This window comes from Treponema bryantii (genome assembly GCF_900111035.1).
Lineage (GTDB): Bacteria > Spirochaetota > Spirochaetia > Treponematales > Treponemataceae > Treponema_D > Treponema_D bryantii_C.
The window spans coordinates 115,439-137,460 of sequence record NZ_FOFU01000004.1; the positions used below are offsets into that span (position 1 = coordinate 115,439).

The window sequence follows — 22,022 nt, forward strand, 5'->3', positions numbered from 1 at the left end:
GTTCAGAATAACATTTTTGTTTTATTTTTTCTTTCCCTGATTTGCTACGGCTTCCATTTTTGCTTTGAGTGCTTCCTGGTCGCCAAGATAATAATGTTTGATTACCTTAAAATTATCGTCGAACTCATAAACGAGTGGAGTACCTGTCGGAATATTTACTTCGAGGATTTCTTCCGGTGTAAGGTTGTCCAGATATTTTACGAGAGCGCGAAGGCTGTTTCCGTGAGCCGCAATTATTACGCGTTTACCAGCCTTCATCTGAGATTTAATCTCTTCGAGGAAGTATGGAATAACACGGGCAATTGTTGTCTCAAGGCTTTCATTCTGAGGAAGAAAGCTTGAATCAACATCACGATACATAGGCTGATTTTTAGCTGAACGCTCGTCGTTGTCTGCAAGAGCAGGAGGTTTTACATCAAAAGAACGGCGCCAGATTTTAACCTGATCTTCTCCAAACTTCTCTGCAGCCTCTGCTTTATTCTTTCCCTGCAAGTCGCCATAATGACGCTCATTGAGCTTCCAGGTTTTGATTACAGGAAGCCACTCGCGATCCATTTCGCAGAGAATTCCATTTAATGTATGGATTGCACGCTTAAGATAAGATGTAAAGCAGATATCAAAATCATAACCTTCATCCTTCAAAAGCTTACCGGCAAGTTTAGCTTCTTCGCGGCCCTTGTCACTAAGTTCAACATCCGTCCAGCCGGTAAAAAGATTCAGCTTATTCCATTCACTTTCGCCGTGACGAACTAAAACTAACTTTATCATAATAAACTCCTTATACTACTTCCCACATTTCGCCCATATTTTTGAAGCCACCTTCGGGCAGGCAGCCTTTACAAGGGGAACTGTCAGACTTTCCGGCATGCGCCTTACAGCCCGGACAGTGGCCACCATTGCAGCCATGTGAGCAGTCATTTTTGATATTCAGTACTCGACGAATTATACCGGCACGCTCGAGAAACTCGATGCGACGATTGATATCATCGGTACTTGTATTTAGCTCTTCGGCAAGCATTTCGATTGATCGTGAATGCCCGTCGCGGAGCAGATTTAAAAGTTCTTCCATGTTCCTTTTACCAGATAAGCAATCCGATATGATAAGCAACACACGCAATCAAAAGCGCTCCCACTGTATAGTAAAGAGCAATAATTGCAGTCCACTTAGCCGAATGAGTTTCCTGGTAAGTTGCAGCAAGTGCAACAATACAAGGCATATTGAAGGTAATCGCAAATATGAATGCAAGAGCTTCAGGTTTTGCAACGTTAGCAACAAGCAGTTCATTGATATTAGCCGCTGCACCCCCGGCTACAGTTGAACCTACAGTAATCATATTGTGGTCTGTGAAGATTGAACTTAGAACACCAATTGCCCCTTCCTTACCAAGAGAAGAAACAATAAAGGCCATAAAGTTTTTCCACCCAAGTCCAAAAATCTTTGTAACAGGCTCTATAAACTGACCAACCTTGTACAAAATTGAGTTATCCATAGAACCGGATTTTGTAAATGTCAGCAGCCAGAATATAAAAGATACAAGAAGAATGATTTTAAGAACGCGGAAGAAGGTATCCTTTGTGCGTCCAAGAACATAACGGAAAAGTGCACCCCACTTTGGTTTATGATAAGGAGGAAGTTCCATAATCATTCCGCAGCGGTCTTCTTTTTTTACAAGCTTGCGTCCAAATACTTTTGATGTAACCCACATATGAAGAATCATCACAGCGAGAATTGCAACAATGATAAGAGGAGCAGCCCCTCCGAACCATACTGTTGAAAGCATTGGAACAACTGCCCAGGCAGCACCACAAGGAACGGCCCATGCGAGTGCGATTGTGAGAACCTTCTGTCCCCAGTTATCGATAACGCGCGCACCTGCAGCGCCACCCATTGTACATCCAAAGCTTACAAGGAAAGGCATAACTGATTTTCCCTGAAGACCGAGTTTTGCCATTGTGTTGTCGAATACATATGAGATACGTGCCATAACGCCGACTTCTTCAAGAAGACCAAATACTAAAGTTACACCAAATACGAAGCCAAGCATTTTGAAAATAAAGCTGAGAGAGTTAATTACAACATCACAGATGATAGCTATGATAAAGGCTGGACAACCGATTGCAGTAAGCCCATTTGTTACAGGATTAATCAGAGCCCCGATTGCACTACCTACTCCCATAAAAGGAAGGGCTGGTATAAATGAAGCAATAAGACCGAATAGGACTGTAAGAATTACCACAGGCTTTCCCCAAACACGGTGAGTAATCATACGGTCAAACTTTCCAAGCTTACGTGTCTGTGTTTTTGATGCAACAGAACCTTCGAGAAGCTCATCTATCCAGGCAAACTTTGCTTCTCCCGTCAGGAGCACACCTTTATTTGTTTCTTTTGAATTCAAGAGATTTTTTGCAACCTCTTCATCAAATTGCTTTTTCTTTTCTCCCTCCAATGCAGCTTTGATTTTTGCTGTAACCGGCAAGTCTCCTTCTACAACCTTGGCAGCAAGCCAGACTGAAGAATAGCCGAGAATCACATTTTCAGGCACAAGAGGTTTAATTTCTTTATAAGCTTCAATTGAATTATATTTTGTCTCAAGAGCTGTAGAATCAAGAATTGTCTTTTTTCTGATTGCAGTTTCAAGAGCTGCATAAAATCCATCATAATTCTTTTTATCCTGAGCAGAAAAAAGAACAACTGGAATTCCCAGTTTTTTAGAAATTGCAGCAAAATCAATCTGCTTACCCTGCTCAGCAGCAACATCACTCATGTTCAAAATCAGAAAAGCTGGAACTTTAATTCCTGCATAATCAGCAAGCATATAAAGGCTTCTCTGAAGCTGAGAACTGTCTGCAAGAATACAGACAACATCTGCTTTACCACCTGCAATATAATCTCTGGTAATTATTTCTTCATCTGAATTTGCAGAAAGACTGTAAGTTCCAGGAAGGTCTGCTACAAGATATTTTGTTCCCTTGTATTCAAAATTTCCTTCTTTTTTCTCTACAGTTTTTCCAGGCCAGTTTCCGACATGCTGTTTAAGACCTGTAAGCGCATTGAAAAGTGTGGATTTTCCAGAGTTAGGCTGACCGAGCAATGCAATTACTGTTTCATTCTTGTCTGTCATGCAACGACCTCCACTGTGATGTTCTCACATTCATTACGGTTCAAAGCAATCATAGTGTCGCGCGAATAAACTAAAAGCGGACGATGCTTTTCGTTTTTTACGATTGTAATCTTGCATCCCGGTGTAAGTCCGATAGATGTAATCCTGCTTACAAAACGTGCATCGCCGTTTACCGAGGCGATTACTGCGCTTTGATCTTTTTTCAATTCAGAAATTGCCATTATATATCTCCTTGTGTAATAATCTGATTTTTTGTAACAGAAAGAACCGTGTAGCCTGCATCCCGTACTTCACATTCCAAATCAGCAGCCTCAAGCTCCATTTTCGAAAGTACTGTTACGGACTTCTTTTCAAGACTCGCAGTAGCCCATATTCCGTCAATCGAGTTCAAAGCATTTTCCACATGGCGTGTACAATTTGAACAATGCATGCCGTCAACCGAAAGAACATATTTAAAAGGATAGTGTGATTTATTTTTATCCTGAACTTTTACTTTTTTCTCCGGTGCATCTCGTTCACCACAGCAGGCCGAACCGTGCTGTATCCTATTGAGAGTACTTTTTACAGCAAAAAGAATAATTATTAAAAGAATCAAAATTAAGATGACTGTTCCCATAAGTTAAACTCCTTTAATGGTATTTCAAAATCGCAGCATTCTTTGATAAGTTCACGATCGTGCGTTACTACGATTACAGTTTTTCCAAGGTTTTTAAGATTACGCAGGATTTGTCCGATTTGAAGCATATGTGTGTAGTCGAGACCGCTTGTTGGTTCATCAAAAAGAAGAATCTCTCGCCCACTTGCAATTGCACAGGCTACGGCAAGTCGCTGCTTCTGGCCGCCAGAAAGCGACTGCGGATGACGGTTTGCAAAATCATCTAGGTCCAGGCTTTTCAATATGAGATGTGCATCATCTTCATTCTCTTCTTTTTGACTGATAATAACTTCATCCAGAACGCTTTCTGTAAACAGCTGATGATTTACATCCTGCATTACAAGAAAGATTTTCTTTTGACGGGCATGCCGTTTATAAGTTTTCCCATTAAACTCTATAATTCCTTTTGAATGTTTTCCTAATCCGCAAAGACAATTAAGGAAGGTTGTTTTACCTTCGCCGTTATTACCGGTAATTGCAGTGATTTTTCCAACCGGGATTTCCATATGTGGAATATTTAGGGCAACAAGACCATTGCGGTATTTGTAGCGGAAGTTATGAATTATGATATTTTCAATACCATCTTGAAGTGACACGTCATGCTGAACTTGTTTCAGCATCTTTTGACTATGCGATTCCGAAACAAGTTCAGCATGACAGTTTGAACGTAGACCCAGCTTATGCAATTCTTCTTCCGAAATCCTATCCATTTCTTCTCGAGACATTTCGCGGATAATTTTTCCATCTTTTAAAACTACCGTTCGGTCGGCAAGTTCCCAAAGATAAGATATACGGTGTTCTGCAACTACAATAGTTTTCCCTTCACTCTTCCATTTCTTAAGCAGCTCACGAAGTCCTTCGATTGTTTTCAAATCAAGATTCGCACTTGGTTCATCCAGAAGAATGATCTTATTTCCTGTAACCGCAACTGACGCACAGGCAATTTTCTGCTTTTGTCCGCCAGAGAGCTGAAAAAGACTCCTTCCCATAAGAGGTTCAAGCTGAAGATCCTTTACTGTTTTGTCGATTCTCCGTAAAATCTCATTTTCTTCCATTCCCTGATTTTCACATGCAAAAGCAAGCTCACTAGTTGTATCAACATTAAAAAACTGAGAACGCGGATTTTGAAATACAGTGCTTACAATTTTTGCAGTATCATATAATTCTACCTGTGAAACATCATTGCCATTAACAAAAACATGTCCTTGTAACTCACCTTCAAAAAAGTTTGGAATAAGTCCATTAATAAGACGAAGAATAGTAGTCTTACCGCAGCCGGATCCTCCGGTTAGTAAAACAAATTCGCCTTCTTCTATTTTTAGATTAATGTTACAGAGACTGCCATTTGAAGATCTTTCTCCAGCAGCTCCACGTTCAATCCCCTCTCCACTGCTATATGTAAAACTGACATTATTAAGTTCAATCATCTAAATCACCTTGAAGCCACGTAGAATGGTTATAGCAAGCCCTGCTCCTAAAGCAATAAAAGTAAAATAATCCCAGAATCCAAAACCTATCTTGCAAATATTTGTTCGTTTTCCTGGTCCGCCAAGACCGCGTGTAAGTGAAGCTGCCGACAATTCCTGCCCGATTTTTACGGAACAGGTCATCATCGGAATAAGGCGATATTCAATCATCTGAAAAGCTTTTGTTCCACCACATCTGATATCCCTCATAGCCATAGCCTTGTTTATGCTTGAAGCTTCTTCCATAACTGTAGGAAAAAATCTGAACATAACGGAAAGTGGAATAGTGATTTGACTTGGCATATGAATTCTTTCCATGGCACTCATGAACTCGCTGACAGTTGTTGTAGAAACGAGATACATCCCGGTAAAAACACCCGGCATAAATCTCAAGACAATTCCACACATTGCAAGAATCAGAAAATTCAGAAAACCAGTACAATGTGGCATAACAAGCATTGCAAAGACATACGCAAAGGTATAAAAAAAGACACCAAATAAAAATGGCTTAAAACGTCGGGCACTTAGCAGTAGAAAAAGCGGCAGATAATTCAGTGCAACACGAAACTCAGCCGCCCAGTCTCCGCCTGCATTTCCCAGCACAAACACTGAAACAAATACAAGCAGAATTAGTTTAGTGCGCGGATCCAAAACTGATTTTTTTGAAGTAGCGCTTAAGATTTCCATTATGCAATTCCAGCCTTGGCAAAGTGCTTTTTAAGAATCTTACGGCCAAGAAGTCCGCCAAGGATACCAAAGCAAAAGCATAAAGCGATATGAACCGGGAACATCCATTTAGGAAATAACTTTGTAAGTGCATCAATGTATTCCTGACCAAAATTCTGTCTTGTAGACCAGTATTTATCAGCAAAGAAGAATAATGGAATGTAATTACTTACGATCCAGAAACAGAAAATTGCATGAACAATAACCGCTCTTTTTGCACTTTTGTATTCGCCGCCTTTAAGAACAAACTCTGCAATCAACCCTGTAATACTACCAATAACCAGAGCATAATAAGACATACCTGTGAGCCACATAAGCAGTCCCATAAGAATGCTCATAATCCAGACCATTCCAAACTTGCGGACTTTAGTCAGAAAAAGCATAAAGGGAATACCGCCAAATAAAGGCATAAGCACAGAATAAGTTGGCATAAAAATCGGAATAAAGCCGAGCATTGCAAGAGCCATAATCACTACAAAATAAATTGCAGTAAAAATTCCGATGTTGATTAAATCTTTACCATTGAGTTTGTTTGAACTTTTCATAAAAACCTCGTTTTTTCATCGTTAGTACTAGCTAACATATAATTTTAGTATATATATCAGAATAGTTAGTGTCAACTAACCCTTAATGTCTAATGGATTAAAAAGATTACAAAAGCCCCAATGATAAACGCTTAACTTCATAAGAAAAGATATAATTCCAGTAGTGTATTTTTATAGACAAATAATTCAGGAATATAAGAAAAAAAGACTAATACAGCGTAATTCTGTTTAGAATAAAAAAAAAGGACTTCTGAAACCAGAAGTCCTTTACTGAGCTACACTGGATTCGAACCAGTGACCCACGCCTTAAAAGGGCGTTGCTCTACCTACTGAGCTAGTAGCCCATCCATCCTTGCGAATGTTTTAATAATATAGAGATTTTTCTAAAGTTTGTCAATAGACAAAACCTAAATTTATTAGAAATTATAAGAAAAAGTTAAGCCTGCAGGAGTTAAATTAGCATTTGCTCTGCCGCTTTTCTTTTCAAATTTTCCGTAAAAGTTTTTTGTATGCATGTATGGAACTATAAAACCACAGGCAGTTCCTATAACGGCACCTACAAGGACATCTGTAAAGAAATGTTTTCCACATGCCATTCTGAAAATACCTGTCGTAGCTGCAAGACCAAAGGCTCCTCCCGCAACAGCATATTTCCATTTTGAATCAGGGAAGCACTGACAGAATACCATAGTTGAGAATGCAGCCGCAGCAAATGCAAGTGTTGTATGTCCAGAAGGGAATGAACAGTTCCAGTCTCCATCTTCTACCATATCCTGCGGGTAATCATCAAAATACATATAAGGTCGGGTTCGATAAACCAGAAGCTTCATCCATTCCTTAATTCCATTAGCGAGCAGCATAGTTTCCAGATACATTGTTCCGATTGTAAGCCACTCTTTAGCTGGTAACACAGCAAAAACAGCTGGAGTTGCCAGAGCGAGTGCCATAGTACCAGTTCCAACAATATGAAGAGGCTTGCTGTATGGTTTCATTAATATCTGTTCAAGTGTAGAAATTTCTGACAGGTTTAAATCTTCTGCATTAAAATCATTATTTTTGATATGAAGAATTTTATCGCAGACAAGTGCAGAACCGGAAAGCAGCCCACCCACCCCAAGCTGAATACTTTCATTTACAGGATTAAGTGAGAAAGGCTGTTCATAATCAAAAGTAGCGGCAGAAAGCCCTGCTCCACTGAATATTAAAAGAAAGAACAAGGCTGTAAGTCTTGTTCTGATTTTCCTAAGATTAGTCATGTTATTTTTTGCCCATTTTTTTGATTGCTTTTTTAACGCACTCAAAAGTTTCTACGCTGAGATCATGTTCGATTTTACAGGCATCTTCTGCAGCTGTTTTTTCAGAAACTCCGATTGCAATAAGAAGATCTGTAAGAACTGTATGACGTTCATAAATACGTTCTGCAATTTCACGACCAGCAGGCTCAAGAGAAATTGTTCCGTTTTCATTTATCTTTATATAATGTTCTTTTTCAAGATTATGTACTGTAACACTTACAGAAGGACGTGAAAAATCCATAGCACGTGCAATATCAATAGAACGCACGTCACCCTTTTTTGAAAGCACAAGTATTGTTTCAAGATACATCTCTGCTGATTCTCTAATCTGCATTTGCATCCCCCTTTTTATTATCTAACATTATACTTAAAAACTCTTTTTTTGGAATAGGCCGGGAATAATAAAAGCCCTGCAGATAATCACAGCCGGAAGTTGTAAGCCATTCAGCCTGCTCCGGAGTTTCAACACCTTCTGCCAGAACAGTCATTCCAATTTCCTTAATCATTTTGATAGTAGCAGCAAGTGCCTTTTCTGCCCTCTTATCTGTAAAGGCAGCCCAGACAATATACTTATCAATCTTAATCATTTTGAATGGAAGGTTCAGCATATAACTCATATTCGAGTATCCAGAACCATAATCATCAAGAGAAAGCTCAAAACCGGCATCTGCAAGATCCTGCATGTTTTTCAAGAGGATTTCCGGTGTATGGGCAGCCGCCGTTTCTGTAATTTCAAGATTAATAATTGAAGGCGGAATTTTATAGATACTGTTGATTTTCAAAATCTGCTCGGCAAGGATTTCCTGCATACACTGAGCAACCGAAAGATTTATATCAATTTTTTTGATACCGTATGCTTCCACATCAATCTGAGAAAGAGCCAGACAAACAGACTCAAACACATATTCTCCAATACGAAGAATTGCACCAGTTTTTTCTGCAATCGGAATAAAATCCTCCGGCGAAATAAAATGTCCAGTTTCATCCTTCAGACGAATCAAAGCCTCAGCTCCAATCAGTTTTTTCTCTGCTGTAGACCAGATAGGCTGATAGAAAACATCAAAACGATTTTCTGTAAGACCATTTCGTAAACAATGTTCTATATATATAGTACGACGGCGGTATTTCAAATCAATTTCACTGGCAAAAACAACGCTCTGACGATATCGCTCATCCGAAGAAATCATATTTATGATATCCATAATTTCTTCCGGACTTTCAGCATCCTTTGGACAGTCAATAATACACAGGCGGATGTAAAGCTTTAATTCTACATTTTCACGAACCCAGGCCTTCTGAAAACGATTGTTAAGCAGAGTTATAACTCTATTCAGAGCTTCTTCATCACTTTCCCGCAAAAGAATACAGAAACAGCCCTGCTGACGGCTAAAAACATTTGCATAAGAAAAATTCTGCTTCAAAAAGTTACCGGCATCAGTAAGGAAAGCATTCAGTTTTGGAATACCAAAGGTATTGGCAATAAACATTGTGTCATCAATAAAAACTGCAACACAATAAAACCTTCGTCCAACTGCCAGATTATATCTGAGCATGCGCTGTAACGCAGACTGATTCAAAGTATCGGTTGAAGAATCTACCATCTCTTCCGGTTTTTGAATAAAGAAAAAGTAGACCAGTGTAACAAGCGACATTCCAAAAGACTCAATCAAAAGACCATAATTAAAAAGCTGCATAAGTGAAGTAACAGACATAGTCACAATGAAAAAGTACATAATCTGCATCTTCGATCTGGCAATATATCGATTGAAACAAAGAATGATAGCAAAAGAAAAAATTATAAAGAAAGCTTTTGTTGAACAAAGACCATAAAACCAGAAATTTCTTCCGCGCTGATATCCGTTGACATAATCAAAAGTAAAAACAAGATTGATATAATTATGTAGAAGCGGAGTAAGCCATACGGAAATCAAAAAAAAACAATACGGAAAAAGAATAACCGACTGAACAATCCTTATTGATTTTTTGTTAAGCCTGCCGTAAATATCAAAGGCAGAAAGGTTATATATAGTAAAAAGAACACCAAATGTCAGGTTAAATGTAAAATAGAGACATTCTATAATATAAGCTGTCCCTATAGAAAATGAAGACAGATGCTCTTCCATATAGCCGGCACCGAGCTCTGCAACTGTATTAAGAGTAACAACAGAGAGAATTACGAAAAAGACTATATTCTGGAAGGTTGGCAGACTTCTTTTCTGAAAGTAGAAAAAGATGATTACTGCATCAATAAAGAGAGCCGCAACTGCATACTGATAAATCTGTGCCAAATGTAAGATTTCCTTAACAAAATATTATAATCTACAAAATCACTACGGTCAAACTTTTATATTGTGAAAACAATTGCATTCTTCTATAATAACCGCATGGCTTACAAAGTATTTATTGATGGAAAAGAAGGCACTACCGGCCTTAAGATTTTTGAGCGTTTTGAAAAGCGCAATGATATTGAAATCATTACTATTGATGATGATAAGAGAAAAGATCCTGCTGAAAAGGCAAAAATGATCAATGCATCGGATTTTACATTCCTGTGTCTGCCAGATGCCGCCGCAATTGAATCTGCTGCTCTGTGCACAAATCCTAAAACACGCATTATCGATGCTTCTACAGCTCACCGTACAAATCCAGACTGGGCATACGGATTTCCAGAGCTTGGAGCTGATTTCAGAAAGAAAATTGAGACTTCAAACCGTGTAGCCGTACCTGGTTGTTACGCATCAGGCTCAATTGCCATCTGCTACCCTCTTGTTAAGTCAGGAATTATGCCAGCTGATTATCCTGTTGTGATTCACGCAGTCAGCGGATATTCCGGAGCAGGAAAAAAAGCCATTGCACAGTATGAAGCAGAAGGCCGTGATCCAGGACTTGATTCTCCACGTCTTTATGCTTTGACACAGCAGCACAAACATTTACCGGAAATCAAAAAAATATCAGGCCTCGACTTTGAACCTGTTTTCAATCCTTACGTTTGTGATTACTTCCAGGGAATGACTGTTACAGTTGGTCTTCACAGTCGCCTTCTTTCAAAAAAGGTAACTGCAAAAGATGTACAGGAAATGTTTGCTGCTCATTATGAAGGCAGCCGTTTTGTTCAGGTTGCTCCGCTTATGGGTGAAGGTGTTTTACCAGAGCAGTTCATTCCAGCAAATACCCTTGCCGGAACAAACAATATGCAGGTATTTGTATACGGAAATGATGATAGAATTATGATTACAACACGTTTCGACAACCTTGGAAAAGGTGCCAGCGGAGCTGCTGTTCAGTGTATGAATATTATGATGGGAATTGATGAGGCTACCTGTCTCTAAGCCCATTTGGAGAAAAAAAATGAAAAAAAAGTACTGTAGTTTAACATTTGATGACGGTCCAAATTTTGAGGGCAACGACACAATGGATAAAATGCTCGATGTTCTCGAAAAGCACGGTGTTGTAGCTTCTTTCTTTCTGATTGGTAATAAAATCACACCTGAAAACATAAAGGTAATAGAGCGTGCCGTAAAAATGGGCTGCGACATTGAAAACCATACCTGGACACATCCTGATATGACAAAACTCACAAAAGAGCAGATGATTGAAGAATACGACAAATGTGATGAAGCAATCATCAAAATTACAGGCAAAAAACCGGTACTTTTCCGCCCTCCTTACATCTGCGTAAACGACCTTATGCATGAAGTAATTCACGTTCCATTCATCTGTGGCCATGGCTGCGATGACTGGATTCCAGACTGTCCTGCCGATGTACGCTATCAGAAGATGATGGAAAACACACAGGACGGCGTTATGTACCTCCTGCACGTAAATGAAGGTAACGACGCAACCCGTGAGGTTGTCGACCGTGCAATTCCAGCCCTTAAAGAGATGGGCTTTGAGTTCGTGACAGCCCCAGAGTTGTACAGACTTAAAAATGTTCCGATGGTAGACAACGGCGACAACTGGTCTGTAGTACAATAAACCTGAAACGGTCCCTGAACAAAGTTGAAGGGACCGTTTTTTTTAGTTGAACAATCTTTTCAAAAACAGTATAAATATACAAAAGGAATGAATATTTATGCAGAATGATATTAAATTTATAGAAGGCGGTGTATGTGCTCCCCAGGGCTTCACCGCAAACGGTATGCTCTGCCACATTAAGGCAAGCAGAACAAAGAATGATACAGCCCTCATTTATTCTGAGGTACCATGTAATGCAGCCGGTGTTTTTACACAGAACCGCGTAAAGGCAGAAAGCGTAAAGCTTACTCAGAAGCACCTCGCAGACGGTAAGGCACAGGCTCTCATCGCAATTTCTGGAAACGCTAACTGCTGTACAGGCGCTCAGGGTGCAGAAAACGCACTCCGTATGGCAAAAGCTGCAGCAAATCAGCTCAACATCAAACCGGAAGATGTAATTGTTTACTCAACCGGCGTTATCGGCGCTCAACTGGACGTAACAAAAGTTGAAAACAATGCAGAAACTCTCGCAAAGGGACTTTCACGCGAAGGAAATAAAGAAGCCCGCATCGCAATCATGACAACTGATACCCAGTTCAAGGAATGCGCTGTTGAGTTCACTGTTGGTGGAAAACTCTGCCGCATGGGAACAATGTGTAAGGGCTCTGGCATGATTCACATCAACATGGGAACAATGCTCAGTGTTATTACAACAGACTGTGCAATCAGCTCAGAAATGCTCAGCAAGGCACTCCACGAATCAATTCTTGGAACTTATAACTGTGTATCTGTAGACGGAGACACTTCTACTAACGACTCACTCACAATCCTTGCAAACGGAAAAGCAGGCAATGCAGAAATTACTGCTGCCGGCGCAGATTACGATGCATTCCTTGCAGCACTCAATAAAATGAATACAGTAATGGCAAAGAAGATTGCTGCCGACGGTGAAGGAGCTTCCCGCCTCGTTGAATGTAATGTAAAGGGTGCCGCTACAATTGAAGCTGCACGCGGACTTGCAAAGGAAATCATCTGCTCAAGCCTCGTAAAAGCTGCTATGTTCGGAAGCGATGCAAACTTTGGACGATTCCTCTGTGCAATGGGCTACAGTGGAATTCCTTTTGATCCAGACAAAACAAGTATCTGGTTCACAAGCCGTCCAGACGCTAAACGATATTTTGAAAATTATGATGATTTTGAAGTTCATGGAGAAGAATCTGTTCAGGTTTATAAGGACGGAGTTCCTACAAACTTCGACGAAGATCTTGCTAAGAAAATCATGAGCCGTGAAGCCGTAGAAATTCTTGTTCAGTGCCATGACGGAGACGCAGAAGGTACTGCATGGGGCTGCGACCTTACTTATGATTATGTAAAAATCAACGGCGACTACCGCACCTAGGAGATAACGATGGCTAACGAAACAAACAATATTGCAACAGAACAGTGGTCAGAAGTACTTGTTCAGGCACTTCCATATTTTAAGCAGTGGTGCGGCAAGGTTGTCGTAGTAAAATACGGCGGAAATGCCATGCTCAACGAAGAACTCAAGCAGGCTGTAATGGAAGACATCGTTCTTCTTAATACAATCGGAATTAAGGTTGTACTCGTTCACGGCGGCGGACCAGAAATCAACCACATGCTCGAACGCGTTGGTAAGGAAAGCAAATTCGTTGACGGACTCCGCTACACAGACGAAGAGACAATGGAAATTGTTCAGATGGTTCTTACAGGAAAACTGAACAAAGACATCGTTGGTATTCTTTTGCAGAAAGGCGGTAAAGCTGTTGGACTTTCTGGTGTTGATTCAGGTCTTCTTCGCGCTGTAAAAACAGAAAAAGATCTCGGTTTTGTAGGTGAAGTTACAGAAGTAAATCCAGAAATCATCTCTTCACTTCTCGATAAAGGATTTATTCCTGTAGTATCTACAGTTGCTCTTGGAGAAGACGGGGACACAGCACGTTACAACATCAATGCTGATACAGCCGCTGCTAAAATTGCAGTTGCTCTTCACGCTGAAAAGTTCGTACAGCTCACAAACGTTCCTGGTATCCTCCGCAACATTGACGATCCTACAACACTCATAAAGAGAATTGAACGCACTGCAATCGGTTCTCTCAAAGCCACTGGAGTTATTGCCGGTGGTATGATTCCAAAAATCGACTGCTGTGAAACTGCCCTTAAAGGCGGAGTTCCACGCACACATATTATCGACGGTCGCGTTCCACACTCACTTTTGATCGAGATGTTCTCTGACCGTGGTATTGGAACAATGATTTATTAGTCGCAAGTCAATTCTAAAGGAGAGCTTCTATGGGGGATACATACATGAATGAACAGATACAAAAATTCGAAGAAATGTGTCTGAACGGCCATGTTGCCTTAAACACTCTTCTTTACGATGGCTGGATTCTTAAATTTTCTGAAGGATACACTGGCCGTGCAAATTCGATCACTGTACTCTACCCTTCTTCTAAATCTTTTGAAGAAAAAGTTCCTTTCTGTGAACAAGCTTACAAAAAGCAGGGACTTCCCTGTCTGTTTAAAATCACTGAAATAGATTCAGAATTAAATGATTTTCTTGCAAAGCGTGGATACGAACCTGTAACTCCAACAGATCTGATGATTTGTGATCTGACAACAAGTCCTGTTACATCTGAAAAAGACTCATCAATTGAATACATTTTTTCATCTGTGCCGGATGAATGGCTGCCCGTCTTTCTTAAAGTTCATGAAATAAATGATTTACATGATCAGGATGTTTTCCGCAGAATGATTTCGAAAGTTCTGGTTGATACAATATATTGCACTCTTATATATGAAGGAAAACCTGCTGCATGCGCTTCTGCTGCAATTGAAAATGGATATATGCTGCTTCAGAATGTTGTTGTTTCACCAGAACTTCGCGGCCATGGACTTGGTAAAAAAGTATGTTCTGCACTTCTTGAAAAATCACAAAAAGAAAGTGCTCATCATTCTTTCCTGCAAGTAGTTCAAACTAATGATATTGCAGTAAACCTTTATAAAAAACTTGGTTTTGAAAAACTTTATTCATACTGGTATATGAAAAAGAATCAATAACATATTCTTTTATCAGCCAGTATTATTTGGAAAATCTTACAATCTTATCTGCAATAGCTTCAGCTTCATTAACATCATGAGTTACCATGATTGCTGTAAAGCCGATTTTTTTCTGCCATTCACGGATTTGTGCTGCAAGACGGCGACGAAGATCAGCATCAAGAGCAGACAAAGGCTCATCAAGTAGAACAAGTTTTGGCTCTGTAATCAAAGTACGAGCAAGTGCCACACGCTGGCGCTCTCCGCCACTTAAAGTCTGAGGCATACGCTTATCAAAATCAGTAAGTCCAAATTCCGGTAAATATGCAGAAGCCTTTATCAGAGCTTCCTTTTTTCTCATTCCCTGGGAAATCAATCCGTAAGCGACATTATTTACTACATTCATGTGATTAAAAAGAGCACCGCTCTGAAATACCATTCCAACCCCACGCTGACGAGGAGGAAGTTTTTCAATACGCTGACCGTCGAGCTCTATTTCAAGTTTTGTTTCGTATTCCGGGTCGTTTTTTTCAAGCCCACTGATTATATTCAGCACAGTTGATTTTCCACAGCCACTTGGACCGAGCAGACAAGTCATACTACCCTTTTCACATTCAAGAGAAAAATCAACTGTAACTGTTTCCCATGTTTTATGAATATTTTTTACGCTAAAGTAACTCATTTTTTTCCAAGCGAGAAAATCAACATACTAAGGGCGGCAACAATACCACCACAGGCACAAGCCTGGCTGAAACGATATGCACCGGCAAGTTTATAAGTGTACAGTGCAAGAGTATCAAAATTACGGATTGAGAGTACCAGAGGCATAGTAGCATCTCCTAGGCTTATTGCAAAGCAGTAAGCAAAGGCTGATAACAGAACCGGTCGGCATGCTGGCAGATATACTCGCACCACGCTGTCAAACCATCCGCGGGATAAAAGCCTTGCCGCAGCATCCGTCTCATAAGATATCCGGTTAATTCCGTTCTGAATCTGCCGGTAAGCGATTGGCCAGTACAGCGCCGTCTGCAGCGCCACAAGCAAAGCCGGAGTTCCGCGATGAAAAATCATCGTGGCGCTCCACGAAATCACGACCGATGAAATCGCCATAGGAAGCACCGGCACCGTCTGCAAAATCACGCTGGCCTGCCGCCTCTTCAATTTCACCGCCACCGAATAAGCAAAGCCCAGCAAAGTACACGCCGCGCCGGTCGCCACCCCGCACTTCACCGAGTTCGCACAAGCTTTCCAGAAGCCCCGGCTCCTAAGTACTTTACCGAGTTCCCCCGCTCCGTTCACAAAAACAGCTCCCAGCGGAAAAATCAAAAAAATCAAAATCAGAAAAACAAGCGGAACAAATATAACCGCTGATCCGCGGATCCGTCTTCTCACAACCGGCACATAATCCACGCCGCTCGAGGTTGTCTGACTGCGGCGTGCCACGTAACTGTAAGCCAGCACAATTCCAAAAGCCGTTACAGTTTCCAGAAGCGCAAGTTTAGCACCGGCACTTACATCAAGAGTTGTCCTGATTGAATGATAAATTTCAACTTCAAGAGTAGAACGTCCAACCGGAGAAAAAAGCAGGACAATCATAAAACTAAAATAACAGAAAAGAAAAACCGGAATACAGGCTGCACCGATTGCTCCCGAAAGCTGACGGAGAGTTACGGTACGAAGAATGCGGGTTTCACCGGCGCCTAATAAGCGTGCGGCGTTTTCCTGTTCTCGTGGCAGACGTTCCCAGGCCTCACTTACAATCCCCGTTATAAACGGAACATTGTAAAAGCCCTGAGCAATTACAATTCCTGCTGTACTATATAGAAAGGAAAAATGTGTTCCGAAAAAACGGTTTACAGTGCCGTTCATTCCCCAGAAGCTAACATAGCCTAGTGCAACAATAAGGGAAGGAACGCACAGTGAAACCGCAGAAAACGATAGAAGTATCCTGCGTCCGGGAAAACGCCGGCGCGCAGTGAAGTATGCAGCAGGAATACCAGCCGCTGCTGCAATTAAAGTTGAGAGAAGCGCAATTTCTAAAGTGTAGAAATAAATCTTAAACACTATTTCAAAATCTTTGGCATCTCAATTGTATCGTAGCTTGCTGGAAGCACTACGTTTTTATTAGAAGGGAACATCCACTGAGTTCCTGGAATTACATTCTGAGCACTTTCGCTGATAAGGAACTCAATAAACTTCTTAGCTCCACCAGGATTCTTTGCACCCTTTACAAGACCAGCACCTTCAACCTGCATAACATGACCATCAGAGAATGTAAGGGCTTTATACTGATCCCCTTCACCATACTCAATATGATAAGCGGGACTAGTTGTATAACTGATTACAAGAGGTGCCTCGCCATCAGTAAACATTCCATAACCTACACTCCATCCAGGAGCCATAGTCAGAATAGAAGATTCAAGTCTCTTCATATAATCAGCTGCTTTATCACCGTAAACTTTATTTACCCAGGTTTCAAAACCAAGGCCAGGAGTACTTGTGCGGGCATCCATCAAAATCAGCTTTTTCTTATAAATATCTTTTGTAAGGTCTTCAAGACAAGCAGGAGCTGGAATTCCAGAAAGTGAATTCCAGATGATTGCAAACGGACTGTAATCATAAGGAGTCATAATCCAGTTTCCACCGAGTTCTTCTTCAAGACCATCTGCAAGAACTGATGCATTTGAAGGCTTAAATTTTTCAAATACTCCGCTTTCACCAGCTTTTTCTGTAAGATTATTATCTAGACCAAGAAGAACGTCTGCATAAGGATCATTTTTTTCAATGAGAGCCTTTGAAAGAATCTGAACCCCATCACCACAGTCAATGAAAGTTACTTTGATACCAGTTTTTGCTTCGAAAAGACGTGCAATTTCAGGACCACTTCCCCATTCGCCACAGAAAGAATCGTAAGTGTAAACGATAACCTCGTTGAGTCGAGCAGCGTCAACTTTAGATGATTTTTTGCAGCCCATAAGCATGGGGCAAACCAATGTAAAAATGAAGATTGATAAAACGATGAGAGTATGACTTTTTTTCATACCTACCTCCGCCGGTATTATCCGGATCAGGTTCGAAGGGTATAATCTCAGGCGGAAATGAAACGACGTCTCATTATGCTCCGCCACCCCCGGTTATAAACTAAATAAATATTTTAAGTGTGCTTGTCAAGTCGGCAAGCACAGCTTGCCTCTGAGCCGTTTTTTCGATTATAGGCTTTTCTTAATCGCGTCAAGCAGTTCCGAGTATTCTGTAAATGCAGGATACTGTGGATAATCCTTGATGATTTTTTCTGTAGAACGGAAAAGGAAACCTGCCTTTGAAGCTTCAATCATTCCAAGATCGTTGAAGCTGTCGCCCGAAGCGATTGTTTCAAATCCGATTGACTGAAGAGCCTTTACAGTTGTGAGCTTACTCTTGTCGCAGCGCATCTTGTAGCCTGTAATTTCTCCTGAATCAGAAACAATCAGTTCATTACAGAAAATTGTAGGCTGTCCGAGCTTTTCCATGAGAGGAGCTGCAAACTGGCTGAAAGTATCACTCAAGATGATTGTCTGGCAGCATGAGCGGAGTTCGTCGAGGAACTTCTTAGCTCCAGGAAGAGGATCAATCTTTTTGATTGTTTCCTGAATCTCCTTAAGACCAAGTCCATGCTCCTTAAGGATTCCGATTCTATATTTCATCAGTTTGTCATAATCCGGCTCATCGCGGGTAGTTCTTCTAAGCTCTGGAATTCCAACAGTATCAGCAAAAGCAATCCAGATTTCCGGTACAAGTACGCCTTCAAGATCAAGACAAGTGATAATCATTTTTTTACCTCAATAAAACATCTGTCATTGTCGGGTTTGACCCGACAATCTTACTAAGAAAATACAGTATTTATTAAAATATATCAAGGAATCCCCCTAACTGACAAAATCTTTCCAAAGTGATACTATCATCTTATGCCTCAGAAAAAGACAGCGCGAAAAACTTCCAGCAAAACAACAAGAAAAACCGGATCAAAACGAACTACCCGCACAACCCGCCGCTCATCAAAAAAGCCTAAGGTATATATTCCGGCTTATAAGGCAATTATTTTCTGCTGTGCTATTATCACAATCTGTATGGGCTTACTGCTCGTTACAACACTTCATGAACCGAACAAAAAGCTTCCAGACAGTATAATAGAAAGATATAAAGAAGAAATTATTGATTCAAAGAATAATAAAGAAACTGAAGCCGAGTCTGCTAAAAAGAAAAAGGATGAAAACAAGCCTAAAACTGAAAACAAAACAAAGGCAGATACTAAGCCAAAAACAGAAAGTCAGCCAAAAACAGAAACAAAAAAGCCAGAGACTCCTAAAAAGCCGCAGTCTTCAAATAAAACAGAGCCTGCAAAAACAGATAAATCAGTAAAAATCGAAACACCTCAGGCAAAAGATAAAACTCCTGAAAAGGATTCACAGAATACTCAGAAAACTCAGGACACAACTACAGTCCCTGCGCCTGTAACACCATCATCAAAATACAACTTTCCAAAAGCAAAAAATAATGCCCAGCTGATTTTTGTTTTTGATGACGGCGGACAAAATCTTTCGCACCTTACACCATTCTTAAAGCTGCCCTTCCCTATAACAGTTGCGGTTCTTCCTCAATTGGCACATTCAAAAGAGACTGCAGCACAGGTTCGTAAGGCTGGCTTTGAAGTTATGCTTCATCAGCCGATGCAGGCTGTAAATGCATCTGTAAATCCGGGACCAGGTGCCATTAAACCTGAAATGAGTGAAAGTGAAATAAAGTCTGTGCTTTTTCAGAACATCACAGAAATCGGCCCGATTTCCGGAATGAATAATCATGAAGGATCTGCCATTACAGCCGATGCAGAAAAAATGGCCACGGTGATGCAGTTCTGCTCTCAGGAAGGTATTTACTTCCTCGATAGCCGCACTAACGTAGAAACCAAGGTGCCGTATGTTGCGGGCGAACTCGGTTATTCATACTACGAACGAAACATCTTCCTTGATAACGAGAAAACAAACGAAAACGCTCTTAAAGAACTTAAAAAAGGCCTTGACCTTGCAAATAAAAATGGAAGCGTTATAATGATAGGCCATATCTGGAGTGCAGATTTTCTGCCGGCCTTTTTACAGGATGCGTACCCTGAACTTAAGGCACAAGGATACACTTTCAGTACAGTAAGCAAGAGCCGCGCCAGAAAGAACTAGAGGAACCAAATGAAAGTATTAGGTATAGAAAGCAGCTGCGATGAAACAGCCTGCGCAATCGTAGAAGACGGAAAAACAATTCTCAGCAACGTAGTTGCAACACAGATCCCTTTCCACAAAATCTATAAGGGTGTTGTACCAGAAATTGCAAGCCGTAAACATGCAGAATGGATTCTTCCTGTAGTTCGCCAGGCACTCAAAGAAGCAAACATGACCTTAGATGAGGTTGATGCCATTGCCTCAACAAACCGCCCTGGTCTTATGGGTTCACTTCTTGTTGGCTTTACTTTTGGAAAAACTCTTGCATGGGCTACAAACAAACCTTTTATCGCAATTAACCATATGCTAGGTCACCTTTATGCAGCACAACTCCAGTCAGATGTTGAATATCCGTTTTTGGGACTTCTCGTAAGTGGCGGCCACTCAATTATCTGTAAAGTAAACGGATTTGATGATCTTGAGATTTTAGGAACTACGGTTGATGACTCTGTAGGAGAAGCTTTTGATAAAGTTGCTAAGTTCTATGGCCTCGGCTACCCTGGAGGAGTTATCATCGATAACCTTGCTAAAAAAGGCGATCCGAAAGCTGCCCGCTTCCCGGTTCCAAAACTTGATGAAAAAGACCACCGCTACGACGTTTCCTTCAGCGGTTTGAAAACTGCTGTAATTCACCAGTGTGATATGTTCTGGCAGCCAGGCTACGAGCACAGCACAGAAAATATGTGCGCCGCCTTCCAGGAAACCGCAATCAAAACTCTGGTTGGAAAACTCCTGAAAGCCGCCGACGATACCGGCCTCAAAACAGTAGTCTGCGGCGGCGGTGTTGCAGCCAATTCCCGCCTCCGCGCCATGCTCGCAGAACGTACAGACATCAACTGCATCTTCCCGCCTCTCAAGCTCTGTGGAGATAACGGAGCCATGATAGCCGGAGTTGCCTATCACTTCCTCCAGCGCGGCGACCGCAGCGATATGAATACAGTGACATGTGCACGTATTCCGCAGTTTAAGCGTGGATTGGATCAGGTAAGACATAACAAGTAAAGAAATATGGAAATAACAGTTACTTCAATTGAAGAATATCTGCAGGCAATTAAAAAGATAAAGATTTCAGAAAATGTACCTTTGCTGTGGTTCAGAGGACAAAATCGATCAGAATACAGACTGCTAACTCCCGAAGCTCGACTGTCATTTAAAACAACTGAATCATTGCTTATAATTCCAGGATTTCTGAAACATTTGAATGATTTTAAAGACTTTTGTAAGAAGCAATGTCGAAAGCAATTAAAAGTCCTTGGAAATCCAAAAGATGATTTAGAATGGTCATTTTTAGCACAACACTGTGGTGCGCCAACACTTTTGCTAGACTGGACAGAAGATCCAATGATAGCGCTTTTTTTTGCTATAAATAAACTGGATCCATCAGATACAGGAGTAAATGTATTTGTCTGCTCACCAGAGAATCTGAATCATTCCGTAAGCGATAATACACCAGTCCAAAATTATCACGGTCCCGTTCCTGTTACAGAAGAAACCCGTGACTATTTACTGAGATATATTCATTTTGAGAATAACCCTTCTCTGCCCCTATGCATAAAACCATCAATCCAGAATTACAGACTGACAAGACAATCTGGAAATTTTATCATTCAGGGAAAAGATTTTACACCATTTGATTTACAAGACTGTGGAAAGTTTTTCCATAAAATCATTATTCCACGAGAAAGATTTTCCTATTTCAAAGAGCTGCTGGATCTCCTTCAGTTAAATGAACAAACAATCTATGGTCCACAAACTCCAGCAGATGAATATGCCAGAGAGCTTCGAAAATTAGTAGAAGAAAAATTCATAGACACAAAAAGATATTTTGTAAACTCGCAGAAGAATCTCCCCCTTGACAAAGTTTCTACGCAACAGTACAGTAAGAACAAATGAAAAACATCACTTACGCATACTATTATTACTGGTATTCTCACAACGCTTGCAGAGTTCTGGCAA

23 protein-coding genes, 1 tRNA gene and 1 riboswitch are annotated in these 22,022 nt (G+C 40.7%); of the genes, 8 read left to right on the plus strand and 16 right to left on the minus strand.

The window, feature by feature from the left end; genetic code table 11:
• Nucleotides 1-21: 21 nt before the first annotated feature.
• The 12 genes from gpmA to BMY21_RS08680 all read right to left on the minus strand — a co-directional run bounded on the left by gpmA (nt 22) and on the right by BMY21_RS08680 (nt 10,097).
• Nucleotides 22-765 (minus strand): 2,3-diphosphoglycerate-dependent phosphoglycerate mutase, encoded by a 744-nt coding sequence (gene gpmA / locus BMY21_RS08625; RefSeq protein WP_074643541.1) that lies wholly within the window; start codon nt 763-765, stop codon nt 22-24.
• 13 nt (nt 766-778) lie between these two features.
• Nucleotides 779-1,069 carry an Lrp/AsnC family transcriptional regulator gene (locus tag BMY21_RS08630; RefSeq protein ID WP_074642916.1) on the minus strand — a complete coding sequence of 97 codons (291 nt, stop codon included), beginning with the start codon at nt 1,067-1,069 and terminating at the stop codon, nt 779-781.
• Between the two features lie 7 nt (nt 1,070-1,076).
• Nucleotides 1,077-3,122: a ferrous iron transport protein B gene (feoB, locus tag BMY21_RS08635; RefSeq protein ID WP_074642919.1), complete on the minus strand. Its 2,046-nt coding sequence runs from the start codon at nt 3,120-3,122 to the stop codon at nt 1,077-1,079.
• Entirely contained in the window at nt 3,119-3,343 is a 225-nt protein-coding gene (locus tag BMY21_RS08640) for a FeoA family protein (protein WP_074642922.1), read from the minus strand. Before BMY21_RS08640 ends, feoB begins: the two co-directional genes overlap by 4 nt.
• Complete coding sequence (locus tag BMY21_RS08645; RefSeq protein WP_074642924.1) at nt 3,343-3,738, minus strand: heavy-metal-associated domain-containing protein; 396 nt, start codon at nt 3,736-3,738, stop codon at nt 3,343-3,345. The genes BMY21_RS08640 and BMY21_RS08645 overlap by 1 nt, the downstream gene beginning before the upstream one ends.
• A complete protein-coding gene (locus tag BMY21_RS08650) occupies nt 3,720-5,204 on the minus strand; it encodes an ABC transporter ATP-binding protein (RefSeq protein ID WP_074642926.1) in 1,485 nt (494 codons plus the stop codon). The genes BMY21_RS08645 and BMY21_RS08650 overlap by 19 nt, the downstream gene beginning before the upstream one ends.
• Complete coding sequence (locus BMY21_RS08655; RefSeq protein WP_074642929.1) at nt 5,205-5,930, minus strand: energy-coupling factor transporter transmembrane component T; 726 nt, start codon at nt 5,928-5,930, stop codon at nt 5,205-5,207.
• Nucleotides 5,930-6,514 (minus strand): MptD family putative ECF transporter S component, encoded by a 585-nt coding sequence (locus BMY21_RS08660; RefSeq protein WP_074642931.1) that lies wholly within the window; start codon nt 6,512-6,514, stop codon nt 5,930-5,932. The genes BMY21_RS08655 and BMY21_RS08660 overlap by 1 nt, the downstream gene beginning before the upstream one ends.
• Nucleotides 6,515-6,785: 271 nt before the next feature.
• Nucleotides 6,786-6,858 (minus strand) — tRNA-Lys (locus BMY21_RS08665).
• 72 nt (nt 6,859-6,930) lie between these two features.
• Nucleotides 6,931-7,770 (minus strand): phosphatase PAP2 family protein, encoded by an 840-nt coding sequence (locus BMY21_RS08670; protein WP_074642934.1) that lies wholly within the window; start codon nt 7,768-7,770, stop codon nt 6,931-6,933.
• 1 nt (nt 7,771) lies between these two features.
• The gene (locus BMY21_RS08675; protein WP_074642937.1) at nt 7,772-8,143 is read right to left on the minus strand and encodes a metal-dependent transcriptional regulator; all 372 of its coding nucleotides are present in this window, start codon (nt 8,141-8,143) and stop codon (nt 7,772-7,774) included.
• A complete protein-coding gene (locus BMY21_RS08680; protein ID WP_074642939.1) occupies nt 8,133-10,097 on the minus strand; it encodes an EAL domain-containing protein in 1,965 nt (654 codons plus the stop codon). The genes BMY21_RS08675 and BMY21_RS08680 overlap by 11 nt, the downstream gene beginning before the upstream one ends.
• Nucleotides 10,098-10,193: 96 nt before the next feature.
• On the opposite strand from BMY21_RS08680, the gene argC reads away from it, so the two are divergent.
• The 5 genes from argC to BMY21_RS08705 all read left to right on the plus strand — a co-directional run bounded on the left by argC (nt 10,194) and on the right by BMY21_RS08705 (nt 14,841).
• The gene (gene argC, locus BMY21_RS08685) at nt 10,194-11,138 is read left to right on the plus strand and encodes an N-acetyl-gamma-glutamyl-phosphate reductase (RefSeq protein WP_074642942.1); all 945 of its coding nucleotides are present in this window, start codon (nt 10,194-10,196) and stop codon (nt 11,136-11,138) included.
• A 19-nt stretch (nt 11,139-11,157) separates the two neighbouring features.
• Complete coding sequence (locus BMY21_RS08690) at nt 11,158-11,784, plus strand: polysaccharide deacetylase family protein (protein ID WP_074642945.1); 627 nt, start codon at nt 11,158-11,160, stop codon at nt 11,782-11,784.
• 97 nt (nt 11,785-11,881) lie between these two features.
• Nucleotides 11,882-13,162: a bifunctional glutamate N-acetyltransferase/amino-acid acetyltransferase ArgJ gene (argJ, locus tag BMY21_RS08695; RefSeq protein WP_074642947.1), complete on the plus strand. Its 1,281-nt coding sequence runs from the start codon at nt 11,882-11,884 to the stop codon at nt 13,160-13,162.
• Nucleotides 13,163-13,171: 9 nt separating this feature from the next.
• Nucleotides 13,172-14,044, plus strand: a complete 873-nt coding sequence (gene argB, locus BMY21_RS08700; protein WP_074642950.1) for an acetylglutamate kinase — start codon at nt 13,172-13,174, stop codon at nt 14,042-14,044.
• Between the two features lie 29 nt (nt 14,045-14,073).
• Nucleotides 14,074-14,841, plus strand: a complete 768-nt coding sequence (locus BMY21_RS08705; RefSeq protein ID WP_074642951.1) for a GNAT family N-acetyltransferase — start codon at nt 14,074-14,076, stop codon at nt 14,839-14,841.
• A 22-nt stretch (nt 14,842-14,863) separates the two neighbouring features.
• On the opposite strand, the gene BMY21_RS08710 is transcribed toward BMY21_RS08705, so the two are convergent.
• The 4 genes from BMY21_RS08710 to thrH all read right to left on the minus strand — a co-directional run bounded on the left by BMY21_RS08710 (nt 14,864) and on the right by thrH (nt 18,629).
• A complete protein-coding gene (locus BMY21_RS08710; RefSeq protein WP_074642954.1) occupies nt 14,864-15,502 on the minus strand; it encodes an ABC transporter ATP-binding protein in 639 nt (212 codons plus the stop codon).
• Nucleotides 15,499-16,884 carry an ABC transporter permease gene (locus tag BMY21_RS08715; protein ID WP_074642957.1) on the minus strand — a complete coding sequence of 462 codons (1,386 nt, stop codon included), beginning with the start codon at nt 16,882-16,884 and terminating at the stop codon, nt 15,499-15,501. The genes BMY21_RS08710 and BMY21_RS08715 overlap by 4 nt, the downstream gene beginning before the upstream one ends.
• Nucleotides 16,884-17,861 (minus strand): thiamine ABC transporter substrate-binding protein, encoded by a 978-nt coding sequence (locus BMY21_RS08720; RefSeq protein WP_083379802.1) that lies wholly within the window; start codon nt 17,859-17,861, stop codon nt 16,884-16,886. The genes BMY21_RS08715 and BMY21_RS08720 overlap by 1 nt, the downstream gene beginning before the upstream one ends.
• Nucleotides 17,848-17,962: riboswitch (TPP riboswitch) on the minus strand. (Overlaps the previous gene by 14 nt.)
• Before the next feature lie 67 nt (nt 17,963-18,029).
• Nucleotides 18,030-18,629 carry a bifunctional phosphoserine phosphatase/homoserine phosphotransferase ThrH gene (thrH, locus tag BMY21_RS08725; RefSeq protein WP_074642962.1) on the minus strand — a complete coding sequence of 200 codons (600 nt, stop codon included), beginning with the start codon at nt 18,627-18,629 and terminating at the stop codon, nt 18,030-18,032.
• A 135-nt stretch (nt 18,630-18,764) separates the two neighbouring features.
• On the opposite strand from thrH, the gene BMY21_RS08730 reads away from it, so the two are divergent.
• Genes BMY21_RS08730 through BMY21_RS08740 form a run of 3 tightly spaced genes read left to right on the plus strand, consistent with a single transcriptional unit; the run spans nt 18,765 to nt 21,959 of the window.
• Nucleotides 18,765-20,027: a divergent polysaccharide deacetylase family protein gene (locus BMY21_RS08730; protein WP_074642965.1), complete on the plus strand. Its 1,263-nt coding sequence runs from the start codon at nt 18,765-18,767 to the stop codon at nt 20,025-20,027.
• A gap of 9 nt (nt 20,028-20,036) precedes the next feature.
• On the plus strand, nt 20,037-21,068 hold the full coding sequence (gene tsaD, locus BMY21_RS08735) for a tRNA (adenosine(37)-N6)-threonylcarbamoyltransferase complex transferase subunit TsaD (protein ID WP_074642968.1): 1,032 nt from the start codon (nt 20,037-20,039) through the stop codon (nt 21,066-21,068).
• Between the two features lie 6 nt (nt 21,069-21,074).
• The gene (locus BMY21_RS08740; protein ID WP_074642970.1) at nt 21,075-21,959 is read left to right on the plus strand and encodes an FRG domain-containing protein; all 885 of its coding nucleotides are present in this window, start codon (nt 21,075-21,077) and stop codon (nt 21,957-21,959) included.
• The last annotated feature ends 63 nt before the right edge of the window (nt 21,960-22,022 follow it).